The organism is Coleofasciculus chthonoplastes PCC 7420, from assembly GCF_000155555.1.
Classification (GTDB): domain Bacteria; phylum Cyanobacteriota; class Cyanobacteriia; order Cyanobacteriales; family Coleofasciculaceae; genus Coleofasciculus; species Coleofasciculus chthonoplastes_A.
On sequence record NZ_DS989851.1, the window covers coordinates 72676 to 90587 of the forward strand.

The window sequence follows — 17912 nt, forward strand, 5'->3', positions numbered from 1 at the left end:
TGATAGATAGAGGAATGATCAAGTTAATTTGTGTTGATATTTATCTAAAGGCTTTAGGCTTAATTATGATGATTGCCTAGTTAAGCTTTGGATGGAAATTAATTTAAGTAAAAACCTTAGCTTTGCCAAAAAAGTTGATTCGTGAGTAGAGATTCAGAGAGTAAGATTATGACTTATCCAATTCATCAAACAGTCATTCTTGGCGGTGGCTTTACGGGACTTTTTACCGCCCTGCATTTGGCTCATCACCATTATCCACGCAGTGTTATCCTGATTGATCGAGATGAACGCTTTTGTTTTAAGCCGTTGCTCTATGAATATTGCAGTGGCGAAATGGATGCTCAAAACGTTGTCCCCCGGTTTGATCAACTTCTACAGGATAGCGGTGTGGTTTTTGTTCAAGATACGGTACAAGACATAGATTTAACGCAACGGGAGGTAAAATTAGTCTCAGGCACAACCTATAATTACAGTAATTTAGTCTTGTCATTAGGGAGTGTGACGGGATATTTTGGTGTTGAAGGTGCTAAGGAAAATGCATTCCCCTTACGCACCCAACAGAATGCGATCGCGATCGATCAGCAACTTCGGGATTGTCTACAACGCGCGGTGCAAACTATCGATCCCTACATCCGCCGTCAACTGCTCACCGTCGCCGTGATTGGTGCTGGACCCTCTGGGGTGGAGATGGCTGCAACGTTAGCGGATTTACTCCCTCATTGGTATGAGGCGTTAGGGGGTACTCCAGAGGATATTCGTATCGTTTTAATTAATCATGGTTCGCAAATCCTCAAAGGTGACATTAATGATCCGTTACGGGAACCCACCTATCAGGAGTTGCAAAAACGCGCCGTACCTGTGGAATTGATTATGGAGGCGCAAGCCACAGCCATTCGCCCTGATGCGGTTGAGTATAAGAAAGATGATAAAACTCATACCTTACCTACATCAACTGCTATCTGGACAACAGGAACCAGTACCAATCCTTTAATTAAAAATCTACCGATTCCCAAAGACAAGCGGGATCATCACGGGCGCCCCTACGTGACACCTACACTGCAATTATTGGATTTTCCAGAGGTTTTTGCAGGAGGCGATTGTGCGGCGATTCAAGACAATTCCTTACCCCCAACCGCCCAGGTAGCCTATCAACAAGGGCAAGCGATCGCGGATAATTTATTTGCCTTAGCGTTTGATCGTCAACTTCTACCAGCTCAGGTGAATATCCGAGGAACATTGCTCAAACTGGGTATCAATAACGGTGCGGCTAACCTGTTTGAAAAGTTTGAAGTCACCGGAGAAATGGGTCATTTAATTCGTCAAGGTACTTATCTGGAACTCTTGCCTACACCAGCTCGTAATTTAAAGATTACAGCACAATGGCTGCAAGATGAAATTTTCCATCGCTATCTCTCTGATGGTAATCTGAATCGGGCAGTTAAGGTGGCGCAAGTCGTTGGCGGTGTTGCTGTGGGTGCGATTGCGGCGAAAAAATTAATTAACGCGATCGGCAATAATAAAGGTACATCTTAAGGAAAAAGGTGTAGGGGCGGGTTTCATTACTATGTTTTCGGTTGCACCCAGATTTGACTAAACCCGCCCCTCTCAAGTGCGATAATTATCTACCACATAACTAACGACAATCTCTCTCATTATGCTACAACATTTTGAGGATTACCTTCAGCAAATGCGACAATATTTTCAACCGTTGTATCTATAATCCGCTGGACGGCTTCCTTGGTATTAAAAGCACTATGAGGCGTAACAATCACATTCCGTAAGCGCAGTAAAATATGGTCAGCCAGTAAGGATTCTAAATCGTGCTGTTTGCGATAAACCGATCGCAACAGTTCGGCTTCCTCGCGCATTACAGGTTCTTCGGGTAGCACATCCAAACCCGCTGCAGCAACCTTACCCTCAGCCAATGCCTGCAATAGGGCATTGATATCTACTATAGATCCACGAGCGGTATTAATTAAAATAACACCATCTTTCATGCTATCAAATTGTTCAGTGGAAATGAGATGATGGGTTTTCGGATTCGCTGGAACATGTAAAGTGATAATATCGGCAGTGGATAAGACGTCTTTCATCTCGGCATACCGAAACCCCAGCCGCGATGCCAATTCTTCTTTTGGCTTCACATCAAACGCCACAACCTCCATGCGAAATCCCTTGGCAATTTCAATTACGCATTCTCCAATATTTCCTGTACCAACTACACCCAACGTTTTACCACGCAAATCGAAGCCTTGAAGCCCTACCTGGGAAAAATCACCTTTGCGAGTGCGATCTGTTGACTCGATTAAATTATGGCTGAGAGCTAATAGCAGTGCAAAAACGTGTTCAGCTACGGTATTCTCACCATAGGTGGGTACGTTGCAGACTTTGATGCCATGTTCTTGGCAATAGTCAGTATCAATGTGGTCAAAGCCTGTTGATCGCGTGGCGATCATTTGCAGATTGTTGAATTGTTTTAAAACATCTGTGCTTAAATCGGAGTAGATAAACGTGGCAATAACATCGGCATCTGCATAGTGGCTAGCGTTGTCTGTAGTTAGTGACTGCTCCACACATTCAACGTGATGGACGGGACTCAGTTTTTCAAAGATATCGCGTTCCCAGGCTTCAACAGTGAAAACAATGATTTTCATAATTTTACCTTCTATTGCTTAAGTTTGCTTTTTTCGATTAATTCATGAAATATTGATGCTTTATTATCCTAAAGTTTTGGCTGTATTGTTTCTATCTCAGGGTATAAACTTCCCTAGAGCGTCGGTCAAGTATTATGAGAAACCGGGTTTATTGACCGATGTCCTAGCTGAAGAGGGCTGAAGCCCTCACTACGAAGCCAATCTATTGCATCAAATTAGCTGGTTCACGCCAGTAGTATGACGAAGGGCGGGTTTTGTTGAGAGGTTATCGGTGAGTATCAAAATTAAATGGCTAAACCCGCCCCTACCATTACTACTTTTTGTGACTGTTAAGCTGTCATGCATTTAAATTGGGTATTAGTAGCGAGCAAGATGCAAAGCCTGCGGCATGGCTTCGCTAAACGCACTACAAGGATTGCGCCATTATTGATATTAAAGTTTAAATACCGAACAGCTTAACTGGGGGTAGACAAACCGACACTCTCAGCGTCTGCTTGAGGTTTGAGCGGTAGCTCTACGATAAAAGTAGCTCCCTTTCCGTCTCCATCACTTTCGCACCACACGGTTCCCCCATGGAGTTCAACTAAGTGACGCACAATTGCCAATCCTAGTCCTAATCCGCCATGGGAACGAGTTATTGAGCCTTCGGCTTGGCGAAAGCGGTCAAAAATGTAAGGCGCAATGTCAACAGACACCCCCTTACCTGTGTCTTGCACCCGAATTTGTACCGCATTTTCTAACCATTCCAAATAAATCTTGACTTGTCCGTGAGTTGGGGTAAACTTAATCGCATTCGACAAAAGATTCCAAACAATTTGCTGTAAGCGATCGCTATCCCCCTTAATCACAGTCTGACTCGGTTCTAAAAATGAGTCAATCTGAATGCTTTTGGCGTCAGCGGCGGGTTGTAAGGTATCAATTGCTGCGTTGATAATCTGCTGCAAGTCAACAGGGATAACAGTTAAGCGTAAGTTACCCCGAATAATCCGTGACACATCAAGCAAGTCATCAATAAGCTGGGCTTGAGACTTAGCATTGCGTTCAATTACTTCTAACGCCCGCTGTACTTTGTCTGGACTCAGTTGCTTTCTTCGCAAGAGTCCCGCCCATCCTAAAATCGCATTCAGGGGCGTTCTCAATTCATGGGATAGGGTGGCTAAAAATTCATCTTTTAAGCGATTCGCAGTTTCGGCTTCAGCCCGGGCGGCTTGTTCACTTTTGAGCAATTGAGTCCGTTCTGTTTCCGCTTGCTTGCGCTGGGTGACATCTTCAATCGCGCCCTCATAGTACATGACTTCGCCCTGAGAATTGCGAATAGCACGAGCATTGTAGCGTACCCAAATCATGGTATTATCACACCGACGCATCGGTATTTCCAAGTTTCGTACCACTCCTTCGCCGTCTATCTGACTCTGCCATAAACGATTGGCTTGGGTATCGACAAGGTGCTTGGATATATTTGTATCGAGCAAGGCTTGTACACTGGGATATCCTAACAGTTGCAACAGGGTTGGATTGGCTTCAATAATTTGACCCGTTGGTGTCATCCGGTAAAGTCCAATGGGTACGCTTTCAAAGAGTTGTTGATATCGTTGTTGCATCTCTTTGAAGGCTTGATGTTGCTTAGAGCGTTCCCAGGCTGCTCGCACGGCGGCGGCAAGACGAGTATAATGCTGAGGGGATTTAATAATATAATCGTCAAGTCCTGACTTCATCGCCTTAACAGCAATTTCTTCGTTTCCTGTCCCGGTAAACATGACTACAGGGCAATCTGGATACTGCTGCTTAACCTGGTTTAGTACGTTTAAACCATTGCTCCAACGCAAGCTATAATCAGTGACGACGATATCAAACTTTCGCTCGGCTAATACCTGTTGGAGTTGCTTGATATCGGTAATCTCTTTAGACTGTAATTGTTCAAACTCCTGCTCTAGTCGGCGTAGTGCTAACATACGATCGTCGGGGTTATCGTCAATTAGCAGGATTCTTACGGGATTGTCATTTGTCATTGTTCAGGGAATAGGGAACAGGGAACGGGGAACGGGGAACAGGGAACAGGGAATAGGCAATAGGGAATAGGGAATAGAAATTTATAATTCAGACTAAAGGTTTTTCGTTGAACATTAACCAATATAGGTCAAGGGTACGAATCATTTCTAAAAAATCATGAAAGTTTACAGGTTTCACTAAATAAGAATTCGCGCCCCTATCATACGCTTTATTAATGTCCGGCGTTTCTCTGGATGCCGTTAATACCACCACTAATAGACGTTTTAACCGAGATTGCTGTCGAATCCAAGCTAAAACTTCTAAACCGGATTTACGAGGTAATTTTAAATCGAGTAAGATAAGAGTTGGAATAGGATGGAATTTTAGGTTATCATACGGTGCTTTGCGGTCTAGGTAATTGATTGCCTCCTCTCCATTTGTGACAACTTGCAGTGAATGAGGTAAATCGAGGCGTTTAAATGCACGCTGAATTAAAAAAACGTCATTATCATCATCTTCAACGAGTAAAATATCAGCAGGTTTGCTACTCATAATCTTCTCCATAAAAATTACTCCAAACCTCAAAGACTGAGGAGAACAGGTTTAGTCGCTTATCGGTTTACAGCTAAACCTGATCGGTAAAACTCGCCCTTATTCCATAATAGAGATGTCATGACACGTCTCTACTTTTTGCGCCTCAATCCAAAATCGGCTTCCCTGATGGAGTGATGATTCAACGCCCGAACGCCCTCCTAGACGTTCCATACCTTTGCGGACAAGGGCTAAACCAATACCACTACCGGGATAGTGTTCACGACCATGTAAGCGTTCAAATACCAGAAAAATCTTTTCTTGATATTCCGATTCAATGCCAATTCCATTATCCTCGATCCAGAGTCGTATCCATGTACTACCATTAACGTCTTTTCGTTCTTCTGCCCACACCTGTATCTGAGGCTGTACTGTTTCTGGGACAAACTTGATCGCATTAGCGATCAAATTTGATACAACTTGCATAAGTGTAGCACGATGACCCAAAACCTCTGGTAGAGGTATGACCCCTTTCTCGGCTACCTTAATTTGGGTATTTGTGTTTTTAATCAGTTCCTGGAGTTGGAAGAGGACTTCTGACATAATGGAGTCTAAACTAATTGGTTTTAGGGGAAAGTCTAGACGCCCTAAGCGACTATATTCTAGTAAATCTTGGATCATTTTATCCAAACGCTGGGCAGCCGTGGTAATCCGTTGAGTATAGTCTAAACCGATTGAATCTAATTGGGAACCGCAGTCTTCAACTAAGGCATTAGCAAACCCTTGCATTGCCCGTAATGGCGCTCTGAGATCGTGGGAAACGGTGTAGGAAAATGCTTCGAGTTCCGCATTGATGGCTTGCAATTCCTGAGTTCGTTCAGTGATCCGTTCTTCGAGTTCGGTGGTGTAGCGTTTAAGCTGCTGTTGTAATCGGGATTGAGCAATCGCGATCGCGAGTTGATTTGCTACCTCTTGGACAATGGTCTTATGTTCATTATCCAGGTCATTTTTCTCCCTGAACTCTAGGTTGAGTGTTCCGATTATTTCCGGCTTACTTCTAAGCGGAATAATAGAGAATGATGCCGCGTTCTGTGAGAGTAAAGCTTGGACAATGGGTCGTAATACCCTAACAATGTCTGATTGTTTGAGTTGATGGATTTTATGGTCAGCAAATTGAGCCAACTCTGAGGTAAACGGTTCGAGACTAATCGTTGTTCTAGCTAGGTTTTCCATCTCACCATTAGTGGCGAGCAGGGTGGCTTGCTGTGAGTCCCAATCAAACACCACGACACTCAGATGACGACACGATAGCAGGGATTTTAAGCCTGTTAACGCCACTTGCGCGATCGCAGGCGGCGGTTGTTCGGCGAGAATGGCTTGGTCAAGGGTTTGTAAGGTTTGCAGGCGGTCAATCGTTTGTCGTAATTGAATTTCAAGCTGCTTGCGCTGAGTAATGTCAAACGTAAAGCCGAGGATTTGCACAATTTCTCCTAGCTCGTTCAACATCGGCACATACTTAATTACGGTGGTAAAGGGGTTAGTATTCGGTAACCGAATTGTGGCTTCTACCGTCTGGGGAGTGCGGGTTTCTATCACCCGCTTGAGTGTCGGTAAATACCATTCAGTAACCTCCGGCGACCAGATTTCTTCATCCCTGTGTCCCAGATAATCCGTTGATGATTTGCCTGTGCGATCAAGGGTTGTCGTATTCACAAAAACAAACCGTCGTTGAGCATCATAGATCACGAACATATCCGGACTATGATTGACCGCTAACCGGAATCGTTGTTCACTCTGACGCAGGGCTTTCTCGGTGCGTTTGTAGGCGCTAATATTATGATTAACTTCTAAGATGGCTAATGGGTTACCTTGATGATCTCGCTGTAATGTCCAACGACTCGCTACGGTAATTTGAGTCCCGTCCTGTGTAGTTTGAATTAACTCACCGGGCCAATATTCTTGATGCCATAATTGAGTCTTAATATCCCTTAATGCCTGGGGGAAAATCGTGTGCAGCAATTGGTGAGCATTTTGCCCAATAGCATCCTGACTACTCCAGCCATACAAACGTTGCGCCCCCTGATTCCAATAGGTAATTTTGCCCTGCAAATCCAGCACCATAATCGCATCATTGGCTAAGTCAAGCAGTTGGGCTTGTTGGCGGAGCTTTTCTAGGGCTAATTTCTGGGCTGTAACATCCGTCTGTACTCCCAGAAAGTGAGTCAATGTTCCCTGGGAATTTCGCACGGGTGAAATATAGAGATCGTTCCAAAATACAGAACCATCTTTACGATAGTTCCGCAATGTTATTTGACAGTCTTTTTTTGTTGCAATCGCCTGTCGTACTTCCTCAAGTTGGGCTTGATTGGAGTCATCTCCCTGCAAAAAGCGACAGTTACGACCGAGTAATTCTGAGGCGCTGTAACCGGTGAGTCGTTCAAACCCAGAATTGACAAAAATAATTGGGTTATCCGGTTGATGGGGATCACTAATTAAAATCCCATTGCTACTGGCATTAACCGCACTCTCCAATATTCGCAATCGTTCCGCTTGTTGACAACGGTCAATTGCTGCACCGAGAATATTGGCGATCGCTTGCAAAAAGTTAATGTCATCTTGGCTAAACTGGCGGGAATCTGTACTATGAATGCCCAAAATACCAAAGGGTTGACTATCGGGGTTGGGCATAGTATCCCAATGTTTAAGAGTCCCAGGCTTCGCCAACGAGAGTCCAGGAATAATCACACTCATCCCACTGACAACCCCATGATCCTCTAATAGAGGCGGAGCCGAAAATCGCGATTCTGTTCGCAAATCTTCGACCACGATTGGTTCTTGAGACAGGAGCGTATAGCCGGCTTGAGAATTGGTTTCGGTATCGACAGTAGCTTGACCGACTAAGCCAACCTGCCAACCTACACCCGCCCGCAACAATAAGGCTTTGCCCTCAGGAAGTAATTCCAGGACTTTGGCATAGTCTACGTCGAGAGTTTTTGCCAAAAGAGTCACCGCACAATTCATTAACGAATCAATGTCAATCCCCCTTAAGGCATATTGACTAAACCGCACAATTGTTGTTTGCTGAGTGACCCTAGCTTGGAGTGTAGCGATCAGTTGTAGGTTCTGGGAAATGGTGATGGGTGGAGTCGCTTCTAGCCGAGAAGATTGAGACTTTAGCTGAGGCGCTAATGCAGAACGAACGGCTGTCACCAATTTTTTATAATGGGACGGCGATTTAATAATGTAGTCATCTATACCCGCTTTCATTGCCATTACAGCGAGTTCTACACTGTCTTGACTGGTGAACATAATAAATGGACAAGCGGGTTGCAGACGTTTAACCTGCTTAAAGACCGCTATACCAGTTGTCCAAGGAAGTTCATCGTCCGCGATCGCCATATCGAAATGACCGTCTAAGAGTACCTGATTTAGGTCTTTAGCATTGGTCGGCTGGGCGACATGCAGTGCGGAAAACTCTTGCTGCAATTGACGAATGATTAAGGCTCGTTCATCTGGGTCCTCATCAATGAGGAGCAGATGCACAGGAGTGTTAATCACAATTTGTCAAGTTTATTTAGAGTAGAGACGTACCATGGCACGTCTGGGAGCAGGAGAGATATAGCAATCCTAAATTGATTGTGGCAATTTTCAAAACTGAAACCCTTGCTATACCTTGATTTCAAGCCGTCTACTTGTTGCATCCTATTTAGGATTGCTATATATTATATATTACTTTAGAGGAACCTCGTTGCACAAAAATAAGTTTTTGCAATATGCCTGTAAAATAACCCATTTTTGACTACTTATAAATTTGGGCGGGTTTTGTTGTTCAGTTATCGGCTTGTTATTGAGTTTTAGTCCCTAAACCCGCCCCTACAATCAATTGACAGACGTGCAATGGCATGGCTCTACTCCTGTGCATGTACAAAAAGGCATGATCTATCCCAAGTAGGAGAATTCCCCGGAAAACTTTGGGTAAACTGCACAGCAGACGAGTACCGCTACCCACACCAGTCAAAATTTCTTGTAATTTGAATTTTATAAAGTATGACAATAACCACTTCAACACCCCAAGCGTCCTTCTCTCAACCGGACATTCCCGTTACCCAAGTCCGGCAAAATCAGGGTGCAGAACTCGACGCGATCGCGAAATATCGCCGTGCGGCTAACTACCTAGCAGCGACTCAAATTTATCTCAAAGATAATGTTCTCTTACGCGAACCCTTAAAACCCGAACATATAAAAGATCGTTTACTGGGTCACTGGGGGACTTGTCCCGGCATTAACCTAGTCTATGCCCATCTCAACCGACTGATCCGGCGTTACGATGCCAATATGTTTCTGGTGACTGGACCCGGACATGGTGCGCCCGCGAACCTTGCCAATCTTTACCTAGAAGGATCGTTACGGGATTATTATCCTGACCTTAGCTTCGATGAAGCTGGAGTGTATCGGTTAGTCAAGCAGTTTTCTTGGCCCGGTGGCTTTCCCTCGCACCTGTATCCAGGGATTCCTGGCACGATTCACGAAGGTGGGGAATTAGGCTACGCCTTGGCGACAGCGTTTGGGGCGGTAATGGATAACCCTGATCTAGTGGTAGCGTGTATCGTTGGCGATGGCGAGTCAGAAACGGGACCCACCGCTACAGCATGGCATGGAACAAAATTCATTGATCCGGCTGAATCCGGGGCAGTTTTACCGATTTTGCATCTGAATGGGTACAAAATTGCCAGCCCGTCAATTTTTGGCACGATGAGTGATGAGGAATTGCTGCATCTGTTTACCGGATACGGCTACCAAGTGCGAATTGTCGAAGATGAGGACTTGGATGCTGATATGTATGCTTCAATGGATTGGGCATATCAAGAAATCTGTCGGATTCAACAAGCCGCCCGTTCCGGGAACCGTATCAGCAAACCCCGTTGGCCCCTAATCATCTTGCGATCGCCAAAAGGATGGACAGGGATTAAAGAAGCCGACGGCGTACCGATTGAAGGGAATTTCCGGTCTCACCAAGTTCCCCTCAAAGAGGTTAAAAGTAATCCCGAACATCTAGAACTGCTAGAAAATTGGTTCCGTTCCTACCGTCCAGAGGAACTGTTTGACGAACAAGGACAACCCTTCCCCGACATTTTAGATCAATGTCCCCAAGGGGAACGGCGCATGGGCAGCAATCCCCACACCTTCGGCGGACGTATGCGTCAACCCTTAGAGTTACCGGATCTGTTTAACTATGCTGTCCCGGTAGAACATCCCGAAGCCGCCCAAGGGTGTCAACGCGGCGAGAGTAGCGTTAGTAATACCTATGAAGTGGGCAAATATCTCCGGGATGTGATTCAGCAAAATCCTAATAACTTCCGGATTTTCTGTCCCGACGAACTCGAATCCAACCGCCTGTACAAAGTTCTCGATGTTACCCAGCGTAACTATCAGTGGCCCACCGGACCCTTTGATGGCGAGATTGGACCCGATGGGGGACGGATTATCGAATTACTGAGTGAACATACCTGTCAGGCATTCTTACAAGGGTATCTCCTCACCGGACGACATGGTTTATTCCCTTCCTACGAGGCATTTTTGGGCATTGTCACCACGATGATGGATCAATATGCCAAGTTCTTAAAATACTCCAAAGAATTCCCCTGGCGTCCCCCTGTATCGTCCCTGAATTACTTAGAAACCTCAACCCTGTGGCGACAGGAACATAATGGGTTTTCTCACCAAAATCCGGGCTTTATTAATAGTGTCTTGGATCAGCAGGCTGACTATGCGCGGGTGTATTTACCCCCCGATGCCAACTGTCTCCTCAGTACAATTGACCACTGCTTACAGAGTACAGGCTATGTCAACTTAGTCATCGCCAACAAAAATCCTCTGCCACAATGGTTGTCTATGGAAGACGCGATCGCCCATTGTCGGGCAGGGGGTTCAGTATGGCAATGGGCGAGTACCGATGATGGGGTTGATCCGGATGTAGTAATGGTAGGAATTGGCGATTGTCCCATGTTAGAAGTGATGGCAGCCGCGCAAATCCTCAGAAATGAATTACCGGAATTACGGATACGAGTGGTTAATGTGACAGATCTATTAATTCTGGAACAAAATTCCACTCATCCTCACGGGTTAGATGATGATATGTTTGCTGCCCTATTCACTCCCGATAAACCCGTGATTATCAACTTCCATGGTTATCCCTCGCTGATTAAACAAATGCTGTTTGGGCGTCCCACAATTGAGCGATTCCAAATTAATGGCTATCAGGAAGAAGGGACAACCACTACACCCTTTGATATGCAAGTCCGCAATGGTACGAGTCGGTATCATTTAATCATGCAAGCGATTCGTTTAGCCGCCCAGAAAAATTCTCGTGTATCCGCACGGGCAAATGATCGGGTGCGTCATTATGAATATGTGTTAGCGGCTCATGGGCAGTATATCTGTGAGACTGGCGAAGATCCAGACGAGATTACCAATTGGCAGTGGTGTTAATTTGGTCATTCGTCATTTGTCATTGGTCATTGGTTAGGGAATGGGGAACAGGGTTAAGGTTCGTTGGTAGGGGCTGGTTTCAACTTATGTTACAGCCCTCACCCCCAGCCCCTCTTCCAACCCCCCTCGTTCCCCCCTGCGAGGAGGGATGACTAAGGATGCTTCGCTTTTTTTGCACGGGAGAGGGGAGCAAAAGGGAAGCTGTGTAGCAATAGGCAATAGGCAATAGGGTTAATATTCGTCTGTAGGGGCGGGTTTCACTATTATCCTTTTTGGCGCACCTAGATTGGATTAAACCCGCCCCCGCCCCACCCTCCATTTAATTTGTTATCAGAATCACCGATGAAAGTTTTAGTATTAAACGCGGGTTCTAGTACCCAAAAAAGTTGTTTGTATGAGATTGGCGAATCTTTACCCAATTCTCCGCCAGAACCAATATGGGAAGCCAAAATTGAGTGGACTGGACAATCAGATACAGAATGTTTAAAGGTTAAAACGTCTCAAGGACGATCTATAGAGGAACGCCTACCCACCGATGATCGAATGAAGGCGATCGCTCAAATGCTGAATACTCTGTGGCGCGGTCAAACTCAAGTCATTTCCAAACTGAGTGACATTGATGTAGTCGGACATCGGGTGGTTCATGGCGGCGATAAATACCATCAACCAACGTTGATTAATGCTGAAGTGAAAAAGGCGATCGCATCTCTGTCTCCCCTAGCACCATCCCATAATCCCGTCAATCTAGAAGGAATTGAGGCGATTGAGAATATTTTGCCTGATCTACCCCAATTCGCGGTATTTGATACCTCATTTCATTCCCAAATGCCTTTACCTGCTGCGATTTATCCAGGTCCCAAAGATTGGCTCGATCAAGGAATACGTCGTTATGGTTTTCATGGGATCAGTCATCACTATTGCCTGGAACGAGTTGCTCAGTTGTTGGAAAAAGAGGCTAAATCGTTACGAGTGATTACTTGTCATTTAGGGAATGGGTGTTCCTTAGCCGCCATCCGGGATGGTATCAGTATTAATACAACTATGGGTTATACACCTTTAGAAGGATTAATGATGGGTTCGCGTTCCGGTTCCATTGACCCTTCGATTTTGATTCAACTAATGCGACAAGGGTATAATGCGGATCAATTAGAGCATTTATTGAACAAAGAATCGGGATTAAAAGGGTTATCTGGCGTGAGTAGTGATATGCGCCAAATCAATGACGCGATCGCGGCGGGTAATGAACAGGCTAAACTCGCTTTGGACGTTTATATCCACCGTTTACGTTGCTATTTAGGAGCAATGCTAACCTCCTTGGGCGGATTAGATGTATTAGTCTTTGCAGGCGGGGTTGGCGAACATCAAGCCTCTGTGCGATTAGCTGCATCTGACGCCTTAGCATTTTTGGGACTTAAAATCGACTCAGACAAGAATGAAACCAATCCCGTAGATGCAGATATTTCCACAGAGGATTCAAGCGTGCGCGTGTTTGTGATTCATACCCAAGAAGATTGGGCGATCGCCCAGCTTGTAGTAAGGGCTTTAGCCCTAGATTCCCTTTAACATACGTCAACCCAACCCACAGCTTGTATTCGTCTCCTGTAGGGGCGCAAGGCTTGCCATTGGTGTCAACTTAAGCTCAACCCCTCACCCCTGACGAACCTCCCATTTCATAACTTCAACTCCTAATGTAAAGTTTTGTATCAATCTGGAATAGTCTCCCCTTAATCCTCGTTTCTAGTAATAACCGAGGGACAACCCGGTTAATCACTAAGTACAACGCGGCGGAAATCAATTGATCAGTCAAGCATTACTGACAGAGCAGTTTGAATTTCTCGAAAGCGGTACTAGGTTCTGATGTTCTATTAAAGGAGTTTCAAGCTAATGGCTGTATCCACAGTTGTTTCTACGTTCGAGCTTTTGGTTAAACCCCTAGTGCAGCCGGCTGCTGACATATTAGGGGCGGGTCGGACTATTATCCAGGGTTACTTTTTGACAATCTCTAATCTCAATAGCAGTAATCCTGTCCGACTGCGAGTCAATTTCACCGCTCAGTCTCCCAACCTAAACAGCCAACCGCTACTAGCATTTTTTGATGTCGGGGGTTCAAATATTCCATTAATTCCAGGGTTTTCAAATGCAACGAACCAAACCTATTTTATATCAATTCCTCCACGCGACACAGGGTTATTTCTTTTACAACCCAATGTCACAGACCGAAATGTTGTTGCCGCCGCAGATACTGAAATACGTGGATTTGTAACGCTTTCCTTAGCTAATTTATTTGGTTCTAACTCCTTTGACTTGTTGCTGACTCCTCAGCAACGGGGAACATTCTTGCCGCAAAACTTTCCCGCAGACAACGTAGACTTTGACCAACTTGCTTATGCGCTGCCCACGGCTACAGGCGGTTCTAAAGTTACGCTCACTCAGTTTCAATTCCCAATTTTTCCGATACGGCAACTTTCGCCAGAAATCCTTGATCTTGACCCTGGCTTAGCCGAAATTATCCGAGAAAATCCTGATCGGCTTACTCTTAACCCCCCGAATCTGGGCAATGGAGTAATTTCCGAAACAACCGATAGCTTGCAACAGGTTTTAAGCACAATGGTGGAACGGATTAGTGACTTAGAAACTCAGGCTACAAACCGTTAATTTATCACAAATTAACCTGGCATTTAGTCTATGTCAACCTAGCTCTTGAACCAAAAGATAGTAGAGATGTAGCAGGCTACGTCTCTACTATCATACTCAAAAATTATTTCTCCCTCTCAAGCGTCGATTTAGCCACAGCGGTTAGCCATAGAGACGTGGCGGTTTTCTTTGTCTTTATCCCAAAGCAACATTAATTAATCATGAACGAGACATTTAAGTTTCAGCCCCTTTCCTTTAGCTGGGTGGCTATTCATCCAAATCCAAAAGGTGTTATTCAATTTATCGGCGGTGCTTTCTTTGGCAGTTTCCCGACGGTTTTTTATCGCTATTTATTAAAAGCGTTATTTGACGAAGGTTATACCATCATTGCTCTCCCCTTTCGGTTTACGTTTCGCCATTGGTCTGTTTCAATTAGTTTGTTACAAGAACAGAAAGTTCTGTCCCAGGAAATTTATCAAATTGCTAAGAGACTCAACTACCCAACTGAAGTTTATCAAAATCTAGACAATTATTTTTGGATAGGTCACAGTTTAGGATGCAAGTATATCGCCCTTTTAGAGCTTTTAAGTGGCGACAGATGGCGAGATATTTTAAGGCAGTGTAATTCAAACGCGGACAGCCAGATTCGCCAAATTGAACAGGGTTTTATGGATAGTCCTGACTTACAACAGTCTATCAAAAATCAACCCTCTTTACTCCTCGCACCTGATATTAGTGATACGCAAAGTGCCATTCCTCAACCTTTGGCGTTCATCGCCAGTTTCCTTGATTCAATAAACCTGGGTGTAATTCCCATCAGGAAACAAACATTATGCTACATCAGCAAAAGCCCACTCTTTAACTTAACAGGCATTATTTCGTTTGACAGGGATACAATTGCTGGAAGTGAGCAGGACAGATTTAAAGATGAGGAACAGAGAAGAAATAGTGATGTGCTGTGGCTGATCGAGTATTTGAAGCAGGGTAAGTTTCCCTTACTGCATCAGGAACTATCCGGTAAGCATTTAGCACCGCTGGGGATTCAATTTGGTAATTATGTTATTGGAGTAAATCCACTCAGTCAATTTATTCAAAGAATTCAAAATAGATCGCTGGAAAGAGTAGTTATCCAGTTTTTGGATAAACTCAGTATGCGGGTAAAACAACTGGATAAATGATCCGATTTTAGGTAGGGAGGCAACAAAACGTTGTACCCTACTTAGCTAATTCATAAAAATAGACTATTGTGTTATTGTCTATGGTCAATTAACGTTAAAATTATTAGACTTGATCCAGTGCTGACTTTAAAAAATAACTAAAAATAAAAATAATCTAGCCTACTGTTGGAACATAATTATAGTCATCTTTAGATGACTTGCGCTATAAGCCAAAAACTTTAGTTCTTGGCGATTGATGCTAGAATAGCTAGAATTTAAGGACAGTCGAGGCGGGTTTTACCAATAACATTGCTTCAGAAAACCCTTAACTTCACTCAACACGGCGTATCGATATGACAACCCAACTGAAAGCCCAAGCACTATCGCTGCTGCGCCAAGCTCTTAACAACCCAACCGCTCAATTTCGGGATGGACAATGGGAAGCCATCGCTAGCATAATTTTAGCGCGATCGCGGCTTCTGGTTGTACAACGCACAGGCTGGGGAAAAAGCATTGTCTACTTTCTCGCTACTCGCTTGCTGCGGAATAGTGGTGCAGGTTCCACTCTCCTCATTTCACCCCTCCTGGCTTTGATGCGAAATCAAATTGTCGCTGCTAAACGGATTAATATTAACGCCGCCACGATTAACTCCAGTAATCCCGAAGAGTGGGAACAGATTAACGCTCAATTACAAGCAGGAATCATTGATATTCTGCTGATTTCTCCCGAACGACTCGCCAATGAAGACTTTCGCCAAAAAATTCTGTTACCCATCTCCCAACGAATTGGCTTATTTGTTGTCGATGAAGCCCATTGTATCTCGGATTGGGGACATGATTTTCGCCCCGACTATCGGCGCATTGTCCGTGTTTTGCAAGCGCTTCCTCAAACCATTCCCGCCCTCGCTACAACCGCCACGGCAAATAACCGCGTTGTTAACGATATTATTACGCAACTGGGTGCAAATTTGCTGGTATCCAGAGGTACTCTTACCCGAAAAAGCTTACAATTACAAACCATTAAATTATCGAGTCCCGCCGCACGTATGGCGTGGTTAGCGGAACATTTGCCCAACTTACCCGGAAGTGGGATTATTTACGCATTAACTATCAAAGATACGGAACGAGTTGCCCATTGGTTAAATCAGCAAGGGATTCATGCTCAAGCCTACCATGCGGCTCTAACCCATGAACAGCGTTTAACCTTAGAAGACCAACTAATTAACAATCAAATTAAAGCTTTAGTCGCGACAACGGCTTTAGGAATGGGATTTGATAAGCCGGATTTAGGATTTGTTATCCACTACCAGCGTCCGGGTTCTGTTGTTCATTATTACCAACAAGTCGGACGAGCGGGGAGAGCGGTAGAGCAAGCTTATGGGATTCTGCTCAGTGGGGATGAAGATCAGGAAATTACTGATTATTTTATTCAAACGGCCTTTCCACCAGAGGCTCATGTTCAGGATGTTTTAAATGCGTTAGAACAAGCCGAAGATGGATTGTCGGTTCCCCAAATCGAGCAGCATCTCAATCTCTCGAATGGGCAAATTAAGAAGGTATTGAAACTGTTATCCCTAGAGTCTCCTGCACCCATAACTAAGCAAGGCTATAAATGGTATGCGACGCCCGTATTTTATCAACCGGATACAGAGAAAATTGAACGGTTAACCCAAATTCGTCGCCAAGAACAAACTCGCATGTTTGACTATATGAACAGTCGAGAATGCTTGATGACATTTCTCGCCAGAGAATTAGATGATCCGCAGCCAACGCCTTGCGGAAAATGTGCGGTATGCTTGGGTAGACCGTTATTACCCGAAACCTATTCACTAAACCGAGTAAATCAAGCGATTCAGTATCTCCGTCGCAGTGACCAAATTATCGAACCTCGTAAACAATGGGCATCTAAAGCGCTCCCTAGTTATGGGTTTTCTGGGAAAATTCGTGACAATTTACGCGCTGAACCCGGACGAGCATTATCACTTTGGGGTGATGCGGGTTGGGGAGAATTAGTTAAACGAGGGAAATACGATAATCATGATTTTGATGACGCCTTGGTGCAGGGTGCATTTGAGATGATTCAACGTTGGCACCCCCAGCCTTTTCCCACTTGGGTAACTTGTGTTCCTTCCTTACATCATCCCCAACTTGTCCCCAATTTTGCCCAACGACTTGCCCATCAATTACAATTACCCTTTCAGCCAATTGTGCAGAAAGTTCGCCATACTCAGCACCAAAAACAGATGGGGAATAGTTACCAACAAGCCCATAATCTCGATGGTGTGTTTGACGTGAATTCTTGGCAAGGGATGAAGGGGGCAGTATTCTTAATTGATGATATGGTAGACTCACGTTGGACATTCACTGTCATTGCTGCACTGTTACGTCGGGCTGGAAGTGGTCTAGTTTTTCCGTTAGCATTGGCACTTAATTCGTTAGCGTAAGCCAATTAGAAGAT

Annotated in this window: 10 protein-coding genes; 6 read left to right on the forward strand and 4 right to left on the reverse strand. The window is 44.7% G+C overall.

Annotated elements, in window-relative coordinates; translation table 11 throughout:
* Positions 1-168 precede the first annotated feature (168 nt).
* Positions 169-1533, forward strand: coding sequence for an NAD(P)/FAD-dependent oxidoreductase (locus tag MC7420_RS16245; protein ID WP_006101703.1), 1365 nt, complete (start codon positions 169-171; stop codon positions 1531-1533).
* A gap of 119 nt (positions 1534-1652) precedes the next feature.
* On the opposite strand, the gene MC7420_RS16250 is transcribed toward MC7420_RS16245, so the two are convergent.
* The 4 genes from MC7420_RS16250 to MC7420_RS35275 form a co-directional block, all read right to left on the reverse strand.
* Complete coding sequence (locus MC7420_RS16250; RefSeq protein WP_006101794.1) at positions 1653-2654, reverse strand: hydroxyacid dehydrogenase; 1002 nt, start codon at positions 2652-2654, stop codon at positions 1653-1655.
* Between the two features lie 455 nt (positions 2655-3109).
* Positions 3110-4663 (reverse strand): hybrid sensor histidine kinase/response regulator, encoded by a 1554-nt coding sequence (locus MC7420_RS16255; protein ID WP_071777226.1) that lies wholly within the window; start codon positions 4661-4663, stop codon positions 3110-3112.
* Positions 4664-4751: 88 nt separating this feature from the next.
* On the reverse strand, positions 4752-5195 hold the full coding sequence (locus MC7420_RS16260; protein WP_006101737.1) for a response regulator: 444 nt from the start codon (positions 5193-5195) through the stop codon (positions 4752-4754).
* Between the two features lie 99 nt (positions 5196-5294).
* Complete coding sequence (locus tag MC7420_RS35275) at positions 5295-8732, reverse strand: PAS domain S-box protein (RefSeq protein ID WP_006101616.1); 3438 nt, start codon at positions 8730-8732, stop codon at positions 5295-5297.
* 489 nt (positions 8733-9221) lie between these two features.
* On the opposite strand from MC7420_RS35275, the gene MC7420_RS16275 reads away from it, so the two are divergent.
* The 5 genes from MC7420_RS16275 (at position 9222) to MC7420_RS16295 (ending at position 17898) form a co-directional block, all read left to right on the forward strand.
* Positions 9222-11663 carry a phosphoketolase family protein gene (locus MC7420_RS16275; RefSeq protein ID WP_006101740.1) on the forward strand — a complete coding sequence of 814 codons (2442 nt, stop codon included), beginning with the start codon at positions 9222-9224 and terminating at the stop codon, positions 11661-11663.
* A gap of 342 nt (positions 11664-12005) precedes the next feature.
* Positions 12006-13226 carry an acetate/propionate family kinase gene (locus MC7420_RS16280; RefSeq protein ID WP_006101816.1) on the forward strand — a complete coding sequence of 407 codons (1221 nt, stop codon included), beginning with the start codon at positions 12006-12008 and terminating at the stop codon, positions 13224-13226.
* Positions 13227-13547: 321 nt separating this feature from the next.
* Positions 13548-14318 (forward strand): hypothetical protein, encoded by a 771-nt coding sequence (locus tag MC7420_RS16285; RefSeq protein ID WP_006101729.1) that lies wholly within the window; start codon positions 13548-13550, stop codon positions 14316-14318.
* A gap of 200 nt (positions 14319-14518) precedes the next feature.
* Positions 14519-15475, forward strand: coding sequence for a DUF1350 family protein (locus MC7420_RS16290; protein WP_006101678.1), 957 nt, complete (start codon positions 14519-14521; stop codon positions 15473-15475).
* A gap of 332 nt (positions 15476-15807) precedes the next feature.
* The gene (locus MC7420_RS16295; RefSeq protein ID WP_006101719.1) at positions 15808-17898 is read left to right on the forward strand and encodes a RecQ family ATP-dependent DNA helicase; all 2091 of its coding nucleotides are present in this window, start codon (positions 15808-15810) and stop codon (positions 17896-17898) included.
* Positions 17899-17912 lie beyond the last annotated feature (14 nt).